An 18,643-nucleotide genomic window follows, 5' to 3' on the forward strand; every position below is an offset into this window, starting at 1 on the left:
TTCCGACTAAAATACCTACTCATTTTTGAATAGACATGAGTAGGTATGATCGGGGATTATGTTACAGTTTCTAACCCTTCTCCCCCTATGCATTGACTGCCAAAAAATAACAGGATAAATATGTCAAATGAATCGACAACAGAGGCTCCGATATGGAACTGGCGACAACCCTAACCAGCCAAAACGTTCAAAACGCGATTAGAGAAGTAGGGATTAACCCCAACTACTGGTATCCAGTGGCTTGGGCAAATCAAATCAAACCCGGTCAAATCTTCCCTGTCAAGATTTGGCAACAATCCATCGCCGTTTACCGGACTCCCAAGGGTCAACTCCATGCTTTAGAAAATGCTTGTCCTCATAAAGGTGTGGAACTGCACAAAGGCATTGTTCAGGATGAGTATTTAGCCTGTCCTTATCACGGCTGGCAGTTTGATGGTGCGGGCAATTGTGTAGGCATTCCCTACTTTCCCCCACAACAGAAACTGCCCTGCGCCCAAGTCCGTACCTACCCGATTCAGGAAAAATACAAGCTAATTTGGATCTTTGCGGGAGATCCAGCCCTAGCAACAACCTGCCAACCGCCAGATATGCCAGAATTTGACCATCCGGATTGGTTTATGGTTCCCGTGAGTGCCAGGATGAAGTCTCATTTTTCTATTTGTAATGAAAATACCATGGATGTTTTTCATGGATTTTTGCACCAAAACCTTCAAGGATGGTTTGATCCGGTTCTTAAACGTTTGCAGGAAACGGAAAATACTGTCTGTGCGGAGTACGATGTCTCCTATAAAGGGCGTATGGCTCAATGGTTAGGGTTGAGCGATCGCGCGGATCAAGTGACTCGGCGCACCATATCGGTACAGTATCGCTATCCCCATTATTACAGTTCTCTAGAAGGCGTCTCCAACCTCTACCTGATGCGCCTCCCTATAGGACTTACGGAAAGTCGCTCCTTTGCTCTATTCTTTTTTAAGGTTCCCCTACCCCAATGGTTCCGCCAGCTCTTTGATCCCATCTTGTCTACCGTACTGGAACGGTTTGTATTTATGCGATTTCTCAACCAAGATATCGAAATGATGGAAAGTGAGCAGCGAACCTATCTGGCAAATCCTCAGCGTCGCTATGTGGAAGTCAATCCCGCGATCATTGCCATACAGCGGCTGATTATGCGTCAATTTCAACAACCCTGACTTAGCTATCGCTTGAAGTCAGGGATTGTCGGACAAACGACAATTTAAACCGTTGAATATCCGCATAGAGTCTCTGTTTGGTACAGACACCCGGATACTTCCCTAGTCCGGATCAAATCTAAAGCCTTTTGTCAGGCTGTTGGTAGAGACGTAGCATGCTACGTCTTTCCAAGACATCTTAACCGAGATGGCGGGAAGGGACTAAATACTTTCACTCGTGAGGTTTATCACCCATGTTACGAGTACCAGTTTTATCAAAATTGGGCAAGCCATTGATGCCCACAAAACCTAGCCGTGCTAGGCGTTGGCTGAGAGACGGTAAAGCGAAAGTTGTACACAACCACTTAGAATGCTTTGCCATCCAGCTAACCTTTGACACACAGGAGAATACTCAACCTATAGCCGTGGGTATAGATCCTGGCAAGCGCTACTCAGGGATCGGGGTTCAATCAGGTTTCTTTACCCTTTGGATGGGGCATCTAGTCTTACCGTTTAAAACGGTCAAAGAGTTGTTTAAGCTAGTTGCTTCGCGCTCACCCGGAGTCTCACGAGGTATACGATGAACGGGCTTTAGCAACCAAACCCTAGACATAGAGCTGGAGATGAAAACAAATCCAGCAGGGGGTTGAATTTTATGTTACCCTGCTAGAGCAGAAATTAAAAACGCACCAACAACAGCGTTCGCCAATGTGCCAGCGTTATTGTCTGTCATAAGCCGCTCAGTCCAATCACCATGTATTATGTAGGATTACCGTGTACTCTATAAAACCGCCAACATGGAGCTTGATATTCAGTCGGGATAATCACTTAAATTTAAGAGAAAAACACACGTTTTTATCTAGAAGCGGTAGTCTATCTAGGAAAAGGTGAGAGGAGTAAGGTTGTGGAAGTTGTCAAAGAGTACGTTCAGCGGTGGTACGAAAGTGGATTAGCGCCCGACGAATATGTCTGTCATCAAAAGCAAGGGAATTTAGTCGAGATAGAATCAGTTGCCACAGGAAAGTGTCAGACGGTTCTGACGTTCTGTACGAATGATGTCTTAGGTTTGGTTCAAAACGAGGCGGTTCGCCAAGCAGCGGTTGATGCTATCTTTCAATACGGTACGTCCAACAGTTCAACCTCAGTCCTGAGTGGTCGCATTGATTTACATCGACAGCTCGAACAAGAGATTTCTGAGTTTAAGCACCTGCCCCATACCCAACTCTTTTTAAATGCTTGGATGGCGATGCAAGCCTTGATGGATGCATTCTGCCATCTGGCTATCCCGGTTGCTGGTTTTCAGCATACCCGTGAGACGCTGATTTTGACCGATGTCCTTAACCATGGCTGTATTCTCTCAGCAGTCGTCAACGCGGGAACTCGTTCAGGAAAGTTATTTGGTCATAGTCCGCGTGTGCGGGTGAGAGCCTATCGCCACTGTGATACAGAGGACTTATCCCGTAAACTGCGTCGTTATGCTCGCCCCCATGATCGGATTATGGTGATTTCTGATGCAGTGTTTTCGATGGATGGGGATATTGCCCCACTCCCCGATATGATCGAGGTGCTGCGACATTACGAAGGCAGTGTCTTGGTTATGGATGAGGCACATGCAAGTGGGGCGATAGGGGCGACGGGTGGCGGTGTTTACGAACATTTTGGCATCCTACCCCAATACGCGATTGAGCAAGGTGTTGTGCCGCTGATTATGACTACATTCTCCAAGTTTGCCGCGTCAGCGGGGGCGGCAATTAGTAGCCATGTGCCAGAATTGATTCCTCTGTTAAATGTTTCTCCCACGTCTATCGGCACCGTTTCCTTGTCGCCACCCCTAACCGCCGCTGCTTTAGAGAGCGTTCGTCAGGTGCGCCGTCATCCCGATATGGTGAAAAAGCTTCAGGCAAATACTCGCTACTTGCGATCGCGCTTAGTTGAAGCGGGATTTGATGCCATTGGTGAAACTAATGTTATCCCGGTAATTTTACCCTCAGAAATTAATCCAAAATTATTTGGTCGTTACATGTTAGAGAACCATGGGATTTGGGTGTCACCCATCTGGTTTATTGCCAAACCTCGCATCCGGATGACGGCAAATGCCCTGCATACCAAGGAGGAAATGGATAAATTAGTCGCCGCGATGGTGGCAACACGGGATTTATTATATAAACCCATGATTAGTGCCTAACTTGTCCTGGGACAAATGAAAAATGACAAAGGATAAAATTCGGGCTGTAGCAACTCCAGCAGACCAGGAATTGTTTCTGGATGTACCCGCACGAGTCTATGGGAATGACCCTAATTGGGTGCCACCCCTGCGTAGCGATGTGGCGAAGCAGTTTGCCCCCGATAATCCTTTTTTTAGCTACGGAAAATTACAGCAATTTATTGCCATGGACTCGTCCCACCCTTCCCAAGCGGTGGGGCGAATTGTGGCGGCGGTGAATCAACGCTTAATTGAACGAGAGGGCAAAAGGGTTGGTTTAGTTGGGTTTTTTGAGTGTGTCAAAGATTTTGCGATCGCGCAATCTCTCCTAAATGCGGCTTGTCAGTGGCTGCGGGAACAAGGGATGACTGTGGCGCGGGGACCGATTGATTTGTCAACCCACAATAATTGTTTATTTTTGGTCGATGGCTTTGATACACCGCCCATGGTGATGATGCCCTATAATCCCCCCTACTATCCCGAATTTCTGGAAAAAGAGGGTTGGCAGAAAGCCAAGGATACATACTCTTATGATTTTCCCCTAGATAAGCCTTTATCGGATAAGTTCAAGAAAGCCTATCAGATTGCTTGTAAATCGGGTATCACCTTTCGTCCGATTAGAACCAAAGGCGAGGGATTTGAACAAGATTGTATCAGCCTTTATCACCTTTTTAACCGTGCCTTTGCCAACAACTGGAGTTCTGCGCCGAGAACGGAAGCCGAATTTCTAGAAGAAGCGAAGTCATTACAGAGTTTAGTTGATCCAGATGTTTTTCCCATAGCCGAAGACAAGGGTGAAATGATCGGCTTTTTTATGGGATTACCGGACTATAATATTCCCCTAAAACACGTTAAGGGGAAACTAAACTGGCTAGGAATTCTTAAGTTTCTTTGGTATCGTCGCCAGATTGACCAAGGACGGGTAATTGCGATTGCATCATTGCCAGAATATCGCCGTAAAATGGTGCCTCTGGCGTTAATTTATTTGGGAATGCAAGGGGGAATTAAGAAAGGCAAGCCCTATAAGCGAGCAGAACTAGGTTGGGTATGGGAAGATAATTTTCCGTCTCGTAAGTTGATTGAAGCATCGGGGGGGACAATTTATAAGACGTATCGAATTTATGAAAAAATGCTGTAGTCAGTATCAGCCTAATTTTTTTGACTTAGGACTTACGCACAGCCTCTATTGGTAGGGTGTGAAAGCGCTTGCGTAACGCACCATTGCCGCTATAGATGGTGTAGCTGCGTAAGTCCTGTGACTATTAAAATGATGATTATTTAGTAGAGACGTTCCGGCGGAACGTCTGTGCCATCATTATTCCTTTCGCTGTAGGATAGAACTACTGGCATGATACCCAGCCTTGCCGATTTTCTGGGCGCAAGGATGGTGCCCCTACAAGGTTAATCTATCAAATGAGGTATATCACGCCACTACAATTAAAACAGTTAATAATGGTGGGTTAGACGGTGACAACAACATCAACAACAGAACAACCGCAAGTTCGCGCTGAACCAATCGTTACACTCAGAGGGGTTAGTTGGCAAACCTATCAAGCCTTAATGCACGATGTAGGAGATAATCGGGCTTGGAGGATAGCTTATGACCAGGGAATATTAGAAATTAGGATGCCCCTACCCAAACACGAAGAACCTAAACGACTGCTAGAGAGTTTTATTGAAGTTATAGTAGACGAACTCGGCATTGAGTTGAGAAGTCTTGGTGCTTTAACATTGGAACGGGAAGACTTAACCCGTGCTGTTGAACCTGACACCTGTTTTTACATTCAAAATGAAAGTAGGGTCAGAGGTCAAGACAAAATTAATCTACCCGATGACCCACCGCCTGACTTAGTAGTCGAGTCCGATTATAAAAATTCTTCCATCAATAAATTTAAACTCTATGCCGAGCTTGGTGTTCCAGAAATTTGGCGATATCACCAGAATAGGCTTGAGGTTTATCAACTGATAGAGGGACAATACGAAAAAACTCAGCAAAGTCCGACGTTTTCATTTCTACCCATTGCTGAAATTCCTGGATTAATTGAGCAGAGTAAGACAATGGGACAACGAGCAGTCGTGCGTTTATTTCGCCAGCGAATTCAAGAAATTTTGGCAAATCAAAGTTTGGATTAAGAGGAATAGCACTAACGCCCCTAGTTTTTCACCGGAAGTCTAGAAACCTACGTCGGGGTGGGCGCGAGTCACGGGTGCACGTCAACCCACGTATAAACAAGTAACTATGACCCTAGCAACTAAACCACTCACTCTAGCTGACTTTCTCAAACTTCCCGAAACCAAACCTGCTAGCGAATTTATTGACGGTAAAATCTATCAAAAACCCATGCCACAAGGGAAACACAGCACTCTCCAAATATGCCTCGCAAACACAGTAAACGAGGTGGGATTTCCTGAAAAAATCGCTTACGCTTTCCCCGAATTACGCTGCACGTTTGGCGGACGCTCTATTGTGCCAGATGTTGCGGTATTTCAATGGGAGAGAATTCCCTTCGATGCTGATGGAGAAGTGGCAAACGTATTTGAATGTTCTCCAGATTGGACAATTGAAATCCTCTCACCAGACCAGTCACAAACCAGGGTAACAGATAACATTTTATTCTGTCTCAGACATCAAACCAGATTGGGGTGGTTGATTGACCCCGATGAGAAAGCCGTAATTTGTTTTTACCCCAACCAATTACCAGAAATTATGCGACACCCAGAGGATAGACTACCTGTGCCAGATTTCCTAAGTCTACAGCTAACCGTTGAACAGGTATTCTCCTGGCTGAAACTGGGACAGCGTGTGTAAATCACAGGTGTGCGATCGCGAAAATCCCTCTTAGAAGTCTTGGTGCATTGAGCTTGAAGCGCGACGATTTAACTCGTTTTATTGAGCCGGATAGCTGTTTCTATATCCAAAATGATTTAACCCTTCCGGTTCCTCATACTCCACCGCCACATCTTTCACCACAGCAGCAGCAGGACCCCGATGGCACCAATTAATCATTTCCTCAACTCCTGATTTATTCCCTTCAAACACCGCTTCCACTCGACCATCGAGCAAATTTCGCACCCAACCATTTATACCCCATCGACGAGCTTCATTGACTGTTGAAAGACGATAGCCAACGCCTTGAACTTTTCCAGAAATGAAAACGCGGGCGCGGATTTGTTCCTGTGATTGATTCTGCATTTTATATCAAGTTCGATTGAATACTTACTAGAGATAGGGCAGAATGCTTCAATAAAATAAAAACTATTTAGGAGGTTATTATACTCTAAATAAGAGCAGTTTGTTTAGCAGTTTTCGGTTAAATTGACCGGGCTAAACCCGCTCTAGCACTTGACTTATGATTTATAAATCTAACCTTATTGTTGACTTTGCTTCAGCTTTGTTGTAGTTCTTCCTGAAGAATCCGCTGATAAATCCCCGGTAAATATCGAGTCATTGAATTCGTTTCTATACCATAACCTAAACTCGTCCAAGTTCCCGATAACCGCCGCAAGACTTGATCCACTTGACCTTGGCGCAATTGTTGGGAAATATCCATTCCCCACGCTTGCGGATCACTCAGCCAAGCATAAACGACTGCATCCTGATATTGTGGCTCAAAGCTATAGTTACTCCACCACAAAAATTGCCAATGCTGAGGGTGATAGCGTTTGGCTTTGTCATACCAAGTCGTGTTAATAAACTGATACCGTCCGGCGGCGGTGGTACAATTGCCCACATTGGGACCTGCCACAATCGGCACACAGCGATTGGGATGATCACTCAAATCCCAAACATGCTCCCCTCCATACAGTACCGAATAAGGTTGAGAAACATTTGCCTCACTTGCCGAAATTGTTCGCATCAGCGCCCGAATATAAGGATCACCGCCTCGCATAACTAACGGCTGAGTCCCCTTGTCTCCTCTGGGATTGTGAAAACTCCATTCCCCTTGTTGATATCCTTCACGCAGTTCTAGGAATAGGATCATCAAAATTAGGATATTAATCCACTGAATTAGACGTTTCATAACATAAGGCTTAAAATTCGCTCCCATAGACTGTAGAGACGTTCCCGGGAACGTCTCTACAGTTGGATTAGGCAACATTAGCAAATAGTTCTTGCCAAGTGCGATCGCTCGCTTGTGGACGGGCAATTACTTCTACAATCTTATTACGCGCCTCGGCTTGAAATAGCGCCTCGACACAAACCTGTGCCACTTTCGTGCGCGGGATACTCCCATCAAATAGTGTATCCGCTGATGACATGACCACAGGATCAGGAGTATCTTCATTTTTCAGCCCCCCTGGTCGCACAATGGTATAGGTCAATCCACTTTTCTGGAGGTACTCCTCAGCCTGCTTTTTCCACACCAAAATCAGCCAAAACAGATTTAGGGGATGTAACAGTTGGGAGACACAAAGTGAGGAAACCATGACAAAATGCTCAATGCCCTTGGCTTTGGCAACATCGATCAGGTTCTTCGTCCCCTCATAGTCTACTTGGTAGGGTTCTAGGGGGTTGAAGCTGGGTGTAGCACCTGTCGCACAAAAAACGACAGTGCTATCTCCCACAGCAGCGCTGAGACTCTCAGGCTTCAATACATCCCCAACGACTAACTCAGCTTCAGGGGGTAAAATTTCCTGCCCTTTCTCCAAGTTCCGCACCAAAGCACGGACGGGGATATTGCGTTTGACCAGTTCGTTGACGATTCGGCGTCCTGTTTGACCTGTCGCTCCGGCGACCAATGCTTTCATCTAGAAATTTCCTTCAACAGTGAGAGTTGACGGCAAGATACACAAGTTATGCTGTAAAGAGCCTGTATTTTTTGATTCGATTCCTTAACATTCTCTTTTCAATTCTATAAATTATCAATGAAGTTTTGCCAGATGTGCAGATTTATACCGTAAATTCGTGAAGATGAAAGAGAGAATGAACAATCGCCAGTGGGCATCCTAGCAATAGGCACCAACCCTAACTGACACCGTGGAGCAATTATGCAGTCCCAATTCCTTAACCAGCAACCCATCGCAATCGAGCCAGTGCATCTAGATACCCAATCCACTTTTACCGAGGATGAGAGGGACGAGTCCCAATCATGCCAATTAGCGCCTGAGTTGACTCAGTTTTACGGTCACTTCCAAAATGGTGTAGAGATGTATGCCGAACCGGAACAAGTAACGGCTTATCTGGATACTCACCAGGAGTGGTTTCGTCACTGCGCTCAGCCGATGAAGGCTGAACCAATTGGAGCCAATGGTTATGCTTTAGCGATAGGGCGCTTTGGGTCATTCGGCTACGAAGTTGAGCCAAAAATTGGACTAGAACTACTCCCGCGCCGGGATGGGATCTATAAAATTCAGACGATCCCCGTTCCCGGTTACAATCCTCCCGGCTATGAGGTTGACTTTCAGGCAACTCAAGGGTTTGTGTCGATTCCAACTCACGAGTATTTTTCTGAGCAACAGCTTGAAGGGATAGAACTTCCCCCCACCATTACCCGTATCGAGTGGGACCTTGATTTAACTGTCGGTGTGCGGTTTCCCAAGTTTATCCAAAAATTACCCCAATCCTTGATCCAGAGTACAGGCGATCGCCTATTGGGGCAAATCGTCCGACAAGTGTCTCGCCGCTTGAGTCACAAGGTACAGGAAGACTTTCACAATCGGATGAATATCGTGATCCCCAAAAAATTAAAGCGACGTTGAGTCGGGAGAAAAACTCAAGCTAGCGGTGGGGATGTCATTTGTTGATTGTTCATGGTTCATTGGTAATTCCCTCCCCCTGCTTCCCCTGCTCCCCCTGCTCCCCCTGCTCCCCCTGCTCCCCCTGCTCCCCCTGCTTCCCCTGCTCCTATCGTCCTTGCTCGGCGGCGATAAATTCCCGTAGTCGCAGCAAATTCAGGGTTTGAGCGAGATTTAACGGCAACAGAGACACACCTTCTAAACGAGACTGTACCCATCCTTCACCCCAGCACCATTCGTGATAGCCATCGATTCCCTGGCTCAATAGCAGTCGCAACCCGTTAGACTCAGCCACCTCCACCTGATGTTGGATGGAAACTGGACCAATCCAACTGGTGAAGGTTAATCCTGGATGGAGTTGTTCCGGTAGTCCGGGGGAAAGGCGCTGAGTCGGCAACCACTGGCGCAGTTTCTGTGAATGCAGCAGACTGTCTCGGATCACATTATGGGGGGCTTCGAGTTCAATGCGGAGGTGACTTTGTTGAAAGGTTCCCAACATAATCTTTGTCCAAAAACGATAGGTCTGTTGCTGTTGAGTGTAAACCTTAACTATAGCAACCTCTGACATCGGTTAGGACACAGAAGAATTTAGTTCCGGCGGAACGTCTCTAGGATAAACGCACAAAACCTAGAGATTTTTCTAGCAAAAAGTCCTTCGGGTAGAGACGTAAGGCTTCTCACGGTCTGGCTAAAATAAAAAAGGAGTATGTTAAGAAGTGTAAGGTTTTTCCATGGCTGATCAGTTAATTCGCGCCACAGCAGCAGAAGGAGGTATTCGTGCCGTCGGTGTGATTACCACACGCCTCACCGAAGAAGCCCGCCAGCGCCATCAGCTCTCTTATGTCGCCACGGCTGCCCTAGGGCGCACCATGTCATCCGGCTTATTGTTGGCATCTAGTATGAAGCGTGAAGGGTCAAGAGTAAATATTCGGGTGAAGGGAAAGGGTCCTTTGGGCGGGATTTTGGTCGATGCAGGATTAGATGGTACGGTTAGAGGATATGTGGATAACCCTGCCATTGAACTACCGCCCAACGAATCTGGCAAACTCGATGTTGGCGGTGCAGTTGGGCATGACGGTTTTCTCTATGTAATCCGGGATGTGGGGTATGGCTATCCCTACTCCAGTACCGTAGAACTGGTTTCGGGAGAAATTGGTGACGACATTGCTCATTACCTGCTTAAGTCCGAACAAACCCCATCAGCACTGATGGTGGGTGTATTTGTCGGTGCTGAAGGTGTAACAGCCGCTGGAGGGCTATTAATCCAAATCTTACCCAAAGCGGCTAGAGACGAGTCCTTGGTGCAAATTTTGGAATCTCGCATTGCTAAACTATCCGGATTCACACCCCTGTTGCAGGAAGGTAAAACGTTACCGGCTATCTTTGAACAGATTTTGGGTGATTTGGGCTTGGTCATTCTGCCAGAAATCCAAATGGTACGTTTTGACTGCGGTTGCTCGTTTGATCGGGTGTTGGGAGCGCTGAAGATGCTAGGTGAAGCCGAACTTCGGGATATGATTGAAAAAGACGAAGGCGCTGAAGCGACTTGCCATTTCTGTGGAGAAGTTTACCAAGCGAGTGGAGATGAACTGGCTCGACTGATTGATGATTTAAGGGCTGAGTCCGTTTAATCGAGATTGGGTTAGGGGAATTGGGAATGGGAAAGGTGAGAGTTGACCACCTCTAGTCTGTCTATATCTGAACCCCAATTTTGATAGTTTTCTCTAAAGGAGGTATGGCATTAGCCATCAAACTTATGACCAATCTTCCTCATCGTAACAGCGGTTGCCCTTGCTCCCATTCCCGATAAAGTCTCAAAAAGAGTATGGATTTTTCTGTCTAACGAGAGTAGGATGGCAAGAACTGAGGGTGCTATAAAACCCACAGCATTAGGCGTAGCGAGTGGTGGAGTGAGTTATGAGTAGAAAACGAGAAGTGCCCGATCATTGGCATGCTACCTGGTCTGCCCAACCCAGTTGGAGTCAAGATTTGCAACACCAGAGGAGTGCTGTCAATCCTCATCAGGTCGGACATTCAGCGTCTTATCGTCAAACCACTCCCCAAAAGGTGGCGACGAAGCCAGCCCCACCCTCTCCCAAACAGCCCAAAGAACCAAGACGACGCTTTACGTTCGGCGGCTGGGCATTTTGGGTGGCGGTGATTATTCTGGTTTCGGGTGGGATAGGATTTTCCGCCGTTGCCCTTTTGCTGAAGCTACCTGCTTTGCCAAATTGTCCATCGATTTTTTGGCCCACAGCTTCGGCATCAGTGCGTCTCTATTGCGCTCAGCTTGCGGCAAATAAACGCACCACCAAAGATTTGTTAGAAGCGATCGCGCTCATAGACGCTTTACCTAAAGACCACCCCTTGCGCCCGGAAATTAACCGCCATATCGAAGAGTGGTCAGTGGAGATTTTAGCGATTGGAGAAGAAAAGTTTCAAGCCGGTCAGCTAGAGGAAGCGATTGAGATTGCGAACCGGATTCCGAGAGATGTTCCCGCGTTCAAATTGGTCAAAGAACAAATTGAGGCGTGGCAAACTCTGTGGCAAAAGGCTTCAGGGATTTATGAACAAGCCGAGGAACAACTCAGACAGTCGAATTGGACATTAGCGTTTCGAGAAGCGGTTAAGCTGACAACGATAGATAATCAGTATTGGGCAGCCGTTAAATACAACCAACTCGTGGATTTGATTCAAATCGGACGAGACGATAGTCAGAAGTTGGATGAAGCCTATCGGTTGAGTAAAACGGGTCGAGTCGATGATATTTTAAAGGCGATTGAAGCCGCTGAGAAAATCACACCCAAGAGTTTTGCCTACAAAGAGGCTCAAGATTTGATTGCTGAGTCTGGAAATAAGTTACTCAAACTGGCTACAAGTCGCTTAGAACAGCGGAATTGGCAAGGGGTGTTAGAGATTGCCAATAAGTTGCCCGCTAGTGTAAAATTACCAGACGTCAAGGCAGATTTGATTGACTTAGCCAATGCCCTATCCAGTGCTGAATCGGGAAGCGTTGGGGATTTAGAAATCGCGATCGCCTCAGTTCAGAAACTGGGTACTGATCGTCCTCTGTATGATAAAGGTCAAGAATTAATTGATCGATGGCAACGGGAAATTGAGGATGTGGCTCGACTGGAACGGGCAAGGGCGTTTGCCAGTTCTGGGCTAATTAGCGATTTACAGATTGCGATCGCAGAAGCTCAACTGATTCCCAGCCGCAATCCCCGCTACCAGGAAGCGAGGGCTGAGATTAGCCAATGGACTCGTCGCATTCAAACCATCGAAGATCAGCCCTATCTTGACCGCGCCACCCAACTTGCCAGCTTTGGCGGGGCAGAATCGTTACAAGAAGCAATCCAAGAAGCCCGTCGCATTGCTCCCAATCGCACTCTTTACCCAGAGGCGCAAAGTAAGATTAATGACTGGACGCGCACAGTTCAACGTTTGCAAGACCAACCCTATCTTGATAATGCTCGCACCCTTGCCAACTCCGGCAATCTTCCCGCCGCGATCGCAGCGGCTGAACAAATTAAATCGGGACGGGTACTCTATGGGGAAGCACAAAGCCTAATTAAGGGCTGGAAAACAGAAGTTTTGGGACAACAGCGCTTGCAACAAGCCTATCAAGCTGCCACTCCCGGCACTCCTGAAGCCGTTGCAGAGGCAATTCGCTTAGCCAGACAAGTTCCCAGTTCAGCCAAGGTTAGAGGTGATGCTGTCTCGGCGGTTAATCGCTGGAGTTATCAACTGTTGGCTTTAGCTCAAGATCGAGCCGCTTTTAGCTTAACTGAAGCGATTCGACTGGCTAAAATGATTCCTTCGGGAACCGAAGCCTATAATGCGGCTCAAGTGCAAATTCAAGGATGGCAAAAGATTTTAGAACCACCCCCTCCCCTTGTCGTGGTTCCTCCGAGTACAGATGCTCCACTTTCACTAGAACCACCCGAACATGAATTGCCTCTGGATGATAATTAAGCGGTTGAGGATTCTAGGCGCAAGAAAGCCTGAAAATTTAGTCTTGCCACACCATTAAGCTAGCAGTAGATATTCAGCGTGGAATTCTCGCTGGTGGTGGAGAGTTCCACGCTGATTGTGAAACAGTGCTACTCGAAGACGGGAGTGAGCAGGTAAACTTTATTGAGTGGACAGCTATGGATGCTGGAATGGATCATGCAGCTGAGTTGGTTGAGTTGCAAGTTCAACTCGCTCGGTGGCAATTCCATTGGTCAAAGATTTGGGCAGATGATGCAAAACGCATCAATGTTGCTGAACAAGCAAGGGTTTGGATGGAGCGCGTGTTGGAGATGTCAGGGCTTTTGTCGGAACCTGTGGCTAGTCCTCATCAAGGTTGAATCTGATTATCCTGGTTTCAAACGATCTATCATTGCCGAAGTCGATTAATTGTTCTTTTTTACTCTTGATACTGGAATCGTCGTAGTGGTCACATAGTGGATGATGGGCACTAGTATTGTCGCCCGCCAAAAAGCGAAAGTGAGGCTGTCTCAGCGCTTTGTTGCTCTTCGTAGACTTTGAGCGCGACACTATCACGCCACCACTTACACCGCATTCCGGACACAGCAAATCGCGATGAATTTCATCACGCAGTTCTCCTGATAAATTCTTGAGGTCAGGATCAGATTTCAAGTCATATCCAAGCAGTTATAACAACTGCTCAGGGTGTAACTCCCGTTTGAATCGCTGAGAATAGGCAGTCTTGGGCACTGGTCTTCACTATAAATAATGCAGGTTTTAAGGTTCTACACCCTAGTCTAACGACAAAACTCATCCCCGGCAAATGAATCCCAATAACACACAGCAATTATATCTTTTAACAAGCTCGTCTGGCATAGGATTGGATCAGAGTTTTAGTCCATTTTAATGGACTTAAGCTATTAGCCCGGAGTTTGAACTCCTGGCGGGTATCTGGGCTTACTTCTCTTAATCGAGAACTTGCTTATTTATCTATTATGAATTCCAATCCCACATCACAGGATTATCGTCCAGGGGATCAGTAACAATACGCCCGATCGCGTCAATTTCTTGCACTTCCTCTGGGGATAGCTTTACCTCAGCAGCCTTAGCATTACTAGAGGATTGTCCTTCATGACGCGCCCCCGCGATCGCATTCGTTTGCGGTTGGGCAATTAACCAGGCGAGGGATAATTGGGCAAGACTGCAATCATGGCGTTCAGCAATGGGGCGCAGTTTATCTAAAGCTTGCTGCGCTCGTTTATAGTTTTCCCCTTGAAAAAGACGATTGTTGGCACGATTATCGCCTTCTGGGAATTGATGATCGGGTTTAAATTTACCCGTGAGCAATCCTTGAGCAAGGGATGAATATGCCAGGATTGATATATTATTCTCAATGCAGTAGGGTTGAGCATCTTGCTCAACTTTCCGCCAAAACAAGGAGTAGGGGGGCTGTAAACTGTCAATCTTCCCATACTGAGCCGCTTCTTCTAACTGTGTACGGGAGAAATTAGAGACACCAATTGCCCGAATTTTGCCTTGTTCCTTAAGTTTGTTCAAGGCGCTCATTGGCTCCTCAATCGGCACCACCTCAGTATTAAAAGCCCCAGGGGACCAATGAATTTGATACAGGTCAATATAGTCCGTCTGGAGATTTTTCAGAGAGCGATCGCAGGCTTCGATAACTTTATCATGTTTCAGATTCCCTACCCATACTTTGGACGCATAAACCACCTGATCGCGCACATCTGATAATGCCTGGGCAACAATCTGCTCGGAATGCCCATTACCATAGATTTCTGCGGTATCCACCGTCGTGATACCCGCATCAAAAGCGGCTCGGATGGCTTTAATCGTTTCAGCGTCTTCAATCCCCACCCAGGCACTCTTACCCGCCTGCCAGGTGCCCATTATAATCGGTGTGATTTTGATATCGGAAGTGCCTAAAGGTCGCGTTTCCATAACAAATTCCTTTGATGTAGACAATTTTAACTGTAATTAGCCCAGGGATTAACCGATAAGCTAATCCCACCAAATCTTCTAAGTTTTGGCAGAGTCTTGGCGTCTATCCCAGGTACAATTACCTTGAACCTCTAGGCAGTAGGTTACTGAAAACCCTAGTTTTCGGGAACTCATAGGCAGGGAACACCTCCCTTGATTGGGCTATATGCTGTGAAAAGTAAGCTTATCCCTTCCCTTCTAAGATTTCTATCAGCCTATCTTCCATGGCATTCCGAGCCGCCACATCTGAACAATGATCAATGAGAGATTTTGCCGCCGATATCGCGGCTTGAGCTGTGGGGAAATCAAAACCGCCAAAGGGATCAATAATTGTCGGTTCAAGCAACTGTTCTGATTCTAGCCACGTTACTGTCCAACGCCCTGTTTTCCGTTCCCATATTGGAATAATTAAATATTCATCCCAATGGGTATGGTAACGTTCGGCTTGATCAAAGTTTGCCTTATAAGAGTGGCGTTTATAAACGTTGTCCACTACTTTTCAATCCTCCCTGATTCTTGATGCTTCACTAAACCCTGGTTTAGAGTCCAGGGTTTTTCTTTGAACGGTAATTTCCCCATAGCTTAAGGAAAGGCAATCTCGCCTTTTTGCTTTCGTCGTACTATCAGATTTTTGACATGATTAGTCGATTTTAGCTGATTTGGGCGAGGTTTCCCAAGCCTTTATTTGTTAAACTTTATATAGCTCCCGCTTTTGTGGGCTGCCTGTTGTTTTTCAGCTTAAGCGAGATAATTGTGGTCTCACCCAAACACAGAGTCGAACCCATCATTATATCATACAGGGACACTCAAGGGTTGACCATTATCAGCAGGAGTCAATTGCAGCAGGAAGGGAATTGCTTGTTTCACCCAATCTTGGATAGCCGTATAAGACGCCGCCTCTTCGCCATAGCAAACTTCCAGCATATCAGTATGGATCATGCCGGGACTCAGGGGAATTGCCGCCATTCCTTTGGGCAATTCTTGAGCTAGCGATCGCGTCATGCCTTCAATTGCCCATTTAGAGGCACAATAGGATGAGACTTGAGGAGAGGTTGAGCGTCCCCAACCCGAACTCAAATTGACAATTATACCGCTTCCCCTGTCAATCATTGCTGGGATAAAATGGCGAATTACATTGGCGACTCCCTTGATATTGACATCAATCAGACGGGAAAAATCCTCGCTGGGAATCTCCCAAAAAGGCGCCAAATCATTAATAATTGCCGCATTATTAATCAGCAGATCCGGTGGAGTGAACTCATTGAGGAGGAGTTTTGCCCAAGCCATGACCTGATCTTCATCGGCAACATCGACCACGGTAAAATTATGGGGAGGACCAAAGGCTTGATTGAGATCCTTAATTGCTGCCTCGTTTCGAGCGCAACCCAAAACTGTATGTCCTTGAGCGATAAATCCCTCAGTCATTGCTCGACCTAAACCCCGGCTGACACCTGTAATCACAATCACTTTTGTCATGGTTACTATTTTCCCTTGATACCTTTCCTCTAATAGATTAAGGCGATATGGGAAGATGCGATCGCGCACACGTTTTTTTGGAAGCAGGGGCGGGGTTTACTACTAGGACAGCGTCGAGACAATTCGTCGTTACCTCTCCTAGTGGTAAGGATTGTAAGTGTAAGTGCCTCTCCGATACTTACGGATTAGAGTTGAGCTAACATTACCTAAGTATTGTACCATTTAATGATTGGCTTTGTTCATCGTTAACGATCATATAGTGTTTACAGATGATTCGTGTACAGCCAAAGTACTGAAAGCCTTACTGGGCAAGGGTTGCTTCTTTACATCTCAAATGAAAACGCTCATATTCGATAGAACGATAATTTTGGAGGTTAAAGAATGAAGTTTAATCACAACGTTTCAGCAATACTAGCCGGAAGTGCGATTGCAAGTGCCATTGTCATTACCTTACCCTCAGCGGCAATGGCTTTAACGGGGGAACAAGTAAATGACATTGCTCGTGAGGTTACCGTTTTAATCAAAGGGAATCGTGGACACGGATCAGGGGTAATTGTTTCCCAAAGTGGCAGTACTTATTATGTCCTTACCGCTCACCATGTTGTTTCGTCTGAGGATGACTACAAAATTGTGACGGCGGATCAACAAGCCTATCAAGTGGATTACAGCAAGGTTAAACCTTTGCCTGGGGTTGATCTAGCTGTGGTTGAGTTTACTAGCGATCAAAGTTATCAGGTTGCCAAGTTAGCGAATTCGGACACCGTAAAAGAAGGCAAACCTGTTTTTGTCTCTGGATGGCCACGTTTAACCGCTGTCGGTAATGCCGCAGGTGGGCAACTGGTGCGTCAGTTTACCGATGGGCGAGTATCTGGGTTTCTGACTCAATCTTTGCACGGATACAAGATGATTTATACCAATACTACTCTAGGTGGAATGAGTGGTGGACCTGTTTTAGATCCAGGCGGGCGTGTGGTTGGTATTCATGGGTTGGGGGATACGGAAGATCCAAGGCGTCTAATGCGAGAAGGAATCAGTCAGGAAGCGGCAAGTAGCATCGCGGGTTTGATTAAACCGGGTTTTAACTATGCAATTCCGATTAATTCATTTTTGCAGGGAGCGCCCCAAGCTGGACTGTATTTGGGGTTACAAGTCGATAATTCACCAGCACCGGAATTAGGCGCACCTTATGTGGCAAGTGCTGAACCTGACCCCCGCGACACTATTGATAACATTAATAGTGTATTGGATACGGTGGGTCGCACGGTAGACACGATTAATAGAGTTCGCAACATTTTGAAGTTCTGAGTCTTTGGTCATGGGGAGCGATCACACAACAAGAGATGATTGCTCCTCTATCATTATCTTTTTGTCAGATTTGAAATATTGTGGCTTTTTGGGATGGTGTTTCTAAAATGGGATGCTCCCGAGTAAATTGATTGATCACTGGCAACAATCACCTACAGAATACCCTTTAAATTCAACACAAATTCCGGTAACACATTTTCTCCTGACAAAGTAGCCGGAGAGTTGAGAATTTCTACATCCTCTCCTGGACGATAAATCTCAACTCGCTTATTTTTCCGGTCAATTAACCATCCCAATTTTGCCTCGTTATCCCTATATTCTCTCATTTTTTCTTGTAGTTCTTTCAGGGAATCGGTTTCCGAACGCAATTCTACGACAAAATCTGGACAAATCGGGGCAAACTTCTTTCGTTGTGTCGGAGTTAACGCTTCCCATCGTTCCCGGCGTATCCAAGAGACATCGGGGGAACGCTCGGCACGATTGGGAAGTTTGAAGCCAGTGGAGGAATCAAAGGCAATCCCTAAATTATTCTGGCGGCTCCAAGCTTGGAGTTGATAGGCGAGTTCAATATTGCGATTTCCCGTTTCACTACCCGTTGGTGACATGATTAGTAATTCCCCTGATGTTGTCCGCTCAAATCGGTAATCTCGGTTTCTCTGACACAGCTCAAAGAACTGATCATCGGTTAAATCGATACTCAATTTTATCCGAGAAGGCAGAGTAATCGTTGCTATATTCATACAGGTATTACAACAGCATATTTTATCGAATTTTTGAAACCCAC

The 18,643-nt window shown here is 46.3% G+C and carries 18 protein-coding genes and 1 pseudogene; 11 read left to right on the forward strand and 8 right to left on the reverse strand.

Annotation, left to right across the window (positions count from 1 at the left end; all coding sequences use genetic code 11):
- Positions 1-152: 152 nt before the first annotated feature.
- The 6 genes and pseudogenes from ACLGGO_RS19435 (at position 153) to ACLGGO_RS19460 (ending at position 6,181) form a co-directional block, all read left to right on the forward strand.
- Positions 153-1,190: an aromatic ring-hydroxylating dioxygenase subunit alpha gene (locus ACLGGO_RS19435; protein ID WP_446420548.1), complete on the forward strand. Its 1,038-nt coding sequence runs from the start codon at positions 153-155 to the stop codon at positions 1,188-1,190.
- A 233-nt stretch (positions 1,191-1,423) separates the two neighbouring features.
- Positions 1,424-1,699: pseudogene (locus ACLGGO_RS19440) on the forward strand (RRXRR domain-containing protein); the annotation flags it as partial.
- 374 nt (positions 1,700-2,073) lie between these two features.
- Complete coding sequence (locus ACLGGO_RS19445) at positions 2,074-3,354, forward strand: aminotransferase class I/II-fold pyridoxal phosphate-dependent enzyme (RefSeq protein WP_446335734.1); 1,281 nt, start codon at positions 2,074-2,076, stop codon at positions 3,352-3,354.
- 22 nt (positions 3,355-3,376) lie between these two features.
- Complete coding sequence (locus ACLGGO_RS19450; protein ID WP_446420549.1) at positions 3,377-4,510, forward strand: hypothetical protein; 1,134 nt, start codon at positions 3,377-3,379, stop codon at positions 4,508-4,510.
- A gap of 329 nt (positions 4,511-4,839) precedes the next feature.
- Entirely contained in the window at positions 4,840-5,505 is a 666-nt protein-coding gene (locus ACLGGO_RS19455; RefSeq protein WP_446420550.1) for a Uma2 family endonuclease, read from the forward strand.
- A gap of 106 nt (positions 5,506-5,611) precedes the next feature.
- A complete protein-coding gene (locus ACLGGO_RS19460; RefSeq protein WP_446420551.1) occupies positions 5,612-6,181 on the forward strand; it encodes a Uma2 family endonuclease in 570 nt (189 codons plus the stop codon).
- A gap of 78 nt (positions 6,182-6,259) precedes the next feature.
- Here ACLGGO_RS19460 and ACLGGO_RS19465 read toward each other — a convergent pair whose 3' ends face one another.
- From ACLGGO_RS19465 to ACLGGO_RS19475, 3 genes are all read right to left on the reverse strand, one after another.
- Complete coding sequence (locus tag ACLGGO_RS19465; protein WP_446420552.1) at positions 6,260-6,565, reverse strand: acylphosphatase; 306 nt, start codon at positions 6,563-6,565, stop codon at positions 6,260-6,262.
- Between the two features lie 193 nt (positions 6,566-6,758).
- The gene (locus ACLGGO_RS19470; protein ID WP_446335739.1) at positions 6,759-7,394 is read right to left on the reverse strand and encodes a glycoside hydrolase family 24 protein; all 636 of its coding nucleotides are present in this window, start codon (positions 7,392-7,394) and stop codon (positions 6,759-6,761) included.
- 67 nt (positions 7,395-7,461) lie between these two features.
- On the reverse strand, positions 7,462-8,121 hold the full coding sequence (locus ACLGGO_RS19475) for an SDR family oxidoreductase (RefSeq protein WP_446420553.1): 660 nt from the start codon (positions 8,119-8,121) through the stop codon (positions 7,462-7,464).
- Positions 8,122-8,361: 240 nt separating this feature from the next.
- On the opposite strand from ACLGGO_RS19475, the gene ACLGGO_RS19480 reads away from it, so the two are divergent.
- Complete coding sequence (locus tag ACLGGO_RS19480; RefSeq protein WP_446335741.1) at positions 8,362-9,072, forward strand: DUF1997 domain-containing protein; 711 nt, start codon at positions 8,362-8,364, stop codon at positions 9,070-9,072.
- A gap of 145 nt (positions 9,073-9,217) precedes the next feature.
- Here the strand turns inward: ACLGGO_RS19480 and ACLGGO_RS19485 are convergent, their stop codons facing one another.
- Positions 9,218-9,607 (reverse strand): hypothetical protein, encoded by a 390-nt coding sequence (locus ACLGGO_RS19485; protein ID WP_446357614.1) that lies wholly within the window; start codon positions 9,605-9,607, stop codon positions 9,218-9,220.
- 232 nt (positions 9,608-9,839) lie between these two features.
- Between ACLGGO_RS19485 and hslO the strand changes: the two genes are divergently transcribed.
- The 3 genes from hslO (at position 9,840) to ACLGGO_RS19500 (ending at position 13,460) form a co-directional block, all read left to right on the forward strand.
- Positions 9,840-10,739 (forward strand): Hsp33 family molecular chaperone HslO, encoded by a 900-nt coding sequence (gene hslO, locus ACLGGO_RS19490; RefSeq protein WP_446420554.1) that lies wholly within the window; start codon positions 9,840-9,842, stop codon positions 10,737-10,739.
- A gap of 286 nt (positions 10,740-11,025) precedes the next feature.
- Positions 11,026-13,083: a chromosome segregation ATPase gene (locus ACLGGO_RS19495; protein ID WP_446335743.1), complete on the forward strand. Its 2,058-nt coding sequence runs from the start codon at positions 11,026-11,028 to the stop codon at positions 13,081-13,083.
- 53 nt (positions 13,084-13,136) lie between these two features.
- Positions 13,137-13,460: a DUF5674 family protein gene (locus ACLGGO_RS19500; RefSeq protein WP_446420577.1), complete on the forward strand. Its 324-nt coding sequence runs from the start codon at positions 13,137-13,139 to the stop codon at positions 13,458-13,460.
- A 613-nt stretch (positions 13,461-14,073) separates the two neighbouring features.
- Here the strand turns inward: ACLGGO_RS19500 and ACLGGO_RS19505 are convergent.
- The 3 genes from ACLGGO_RS19505 to ACLGGO_RS19515 all read right to left on the reverse strand — a co-directional run bounded on the left by ACLGGO_RS19505 (position 14,074) and on the right by ACLGGO_RS19515 (position 16,554).
- On the reverse strand, positions 14,074-15,039 hold the full coding sequence (locus ACLGGO_RS19505) for an aldo/keto reductase (RefSeq protein ID WP_446420555.1): 966 nt from the start codon (positions 15,037-15,039) through the stop codon (positions 14,074-14,076).
- Between the two features lie 223 nt (positions 15,040-15,262).
- Positions 15,263-15,571: a hypothetical protein gene (locus ACLGGO_RS19510; protein WP_446335749.1), complete on the reverse strand. Its 309-nt coding sequence runs from the start codon at positions 15,569-15,571 to the stop codon at positions 15,263-15,265.
- Between the two features lie 299 nt (positions 15,572-15,870).
- The gene (locus ACLGGO_RS19515; RefSeq protein ID WP_446335753.1) at positions 15,871-16,554 is read right to left on the reverse strand and encodes an SDR family oxidoreductase; all 684 of its coding nucleotides are present in this window, start codon (positions 16,552-16,554) and stop codon (positions 15,871-15,873) included.
- A 381-nt stretch (positions 16,555-16,935) separates the two neighbouring features.
- Between ACLGGO_RS19515 and ACLGGO_RS19520 the strand changes: the two genes are divergently transcribed.
- Positions 16,936-17,859, forward strand: a complete 924-nt coding sequence (locus ACLGGO_RS19520) for a S1 family peptidase (protein WP_446420556.1) — start codon at positions 16,936-16,938, stop codon at positions 17,857-17,859.
- Positions 17,860-18,011: 152 nt separating this feature from the next.
- Here ACLGGO_RS19520 and ACLGGO_RS19525 read toward each other — a convergent pair whose 3' ends face one another.
- A complete protein-coding gene (locus tag ACLGGO_RS19525; RefSeq protein WP_446420557.1) occupies positions 18,012-18,599 on the reverse strand; it encodes a Uma2 family endonuclease in 588 nt (195 codons plus the stop codon).
- Positions 18,600-18,643 lie beyond the last annotated feature (44 nt).

This window comes from Coleofasciculus sp., assembly GCF_046565525.1.
Classification (GTDB): domain Bacteria; phylum Cyanobacteriota; class Cyanobacteriia; order Cyanobacteriales; family Coleofasciculaceae; genus Coleofasciculus.

What these genes read in the sequence shown, in the direction of transcription:
- ACLGGO_RS19435 (WP_446420548.1), top strand. Translation starts at nt 153, where the DNA reads ATGGAACTGGCGACAACCCTAACCAGCCAAAACGTTCAAAACGCGATT.
- ACLGGO_RS19450 (WP_446420549.1), top strand. Translation starts at nt 3,377, where the DNA reads ATGACAAAGGATAAAATTCGGGCTGTAGCAACTCCAGCAGACCAGGAA.
- ACLGGO_RS19460 (WP_446420551.1), top strand. Translation starts at nt 5,612, where the DNA reads ATGACCCTAGCAACTAAACCACTCACTCTAGCTGACTTTCTCAAACTT.
- ACLGGO_RS19465 (WP_446420552.1), bottom strand. Translation starts at nt 6,565, where the DNA reads ATGCAGAATCAATCACAGGAACAAATCCGCGCCCGCGTTTTCATTTCT.
- ACLGGO_RS19470 (WP_446335739.1), bottom strand. Translation starts at nt 7,394, where the DNA reads ATGAAACGTCTAATTCAGTGGATTAATATCCTAATTTTGATGATCCTA.
- ACLGGO_RS19475 (WP_446420553.1), bottom strand. Translation starts at nt 8,121, where the DNA reads ATGAAAGCATTGGTCGCCGGAGCGACAGGTCAAACAGGACGCCGAATC.
- ACLGGO_RS19480 (WP_446335741.1), top strand. Translation starts at nt 8,362, where the DNA reads ATGCAGTCCCAATTCCTTAACCAGCAACCCATCGCAATCGAGCCAGTG.
- ACLGGO_RS19485 (WP_446357614.1), bottom strand. Translation starts at nt 9,607, where the DNA reads ATGTTGGGAACCTTTCAACAAAGTCACCTCCGCATTGAACTCGAAGCC.
- hslO (WP_446420554.1), top strand. Translation starts at nt 9,840, where the DNA reads ATGGCTGATCAGTTAATTCGCGCCACAGCAGCAGAAGGAGGTATTCGT.
- ACLGGO_RS19495 (WP_446335743.1), top strand. Translation starts at nt 11,026, where the DNA reads ATGAGTAGAAAACGAGAAGTGCCCGATCATTGGCATGCTACCTGGTCT.
- ACLGGO_RS19505 (WP_446420555.1), bottom strand. Translation starts at nt 15,039, where the DNA reads ATGGAAACGCGACCTTTAGGCACTTCCGATATCAAAATCACACCGATT.
- ACLGGO_RS19515 (WP_446335753.1), bottom strand. Translation starts at nt 16,554, where the DNA reads ATGACAAAAGTGATTGTGATTACAGGTGTCAGCCGGGGTTTAGGTCGA.
- ACLGGO_RS19520 (WP_446420556.1), top strand. Translation starts at nt 16,936, where the DNA reads ATGAAGTTTAATCACAACGTTTCAGCAATACTAGCCGGAAGTGCGATT.
- ACLGGO_RS19525 (WP_446420557.1), bottom strand. Translation starts at nt 18,599, where the DNA reads ATGAATATAGCAACGATTACTCTGCCTTCTCGGATAAAATTGAGTATC.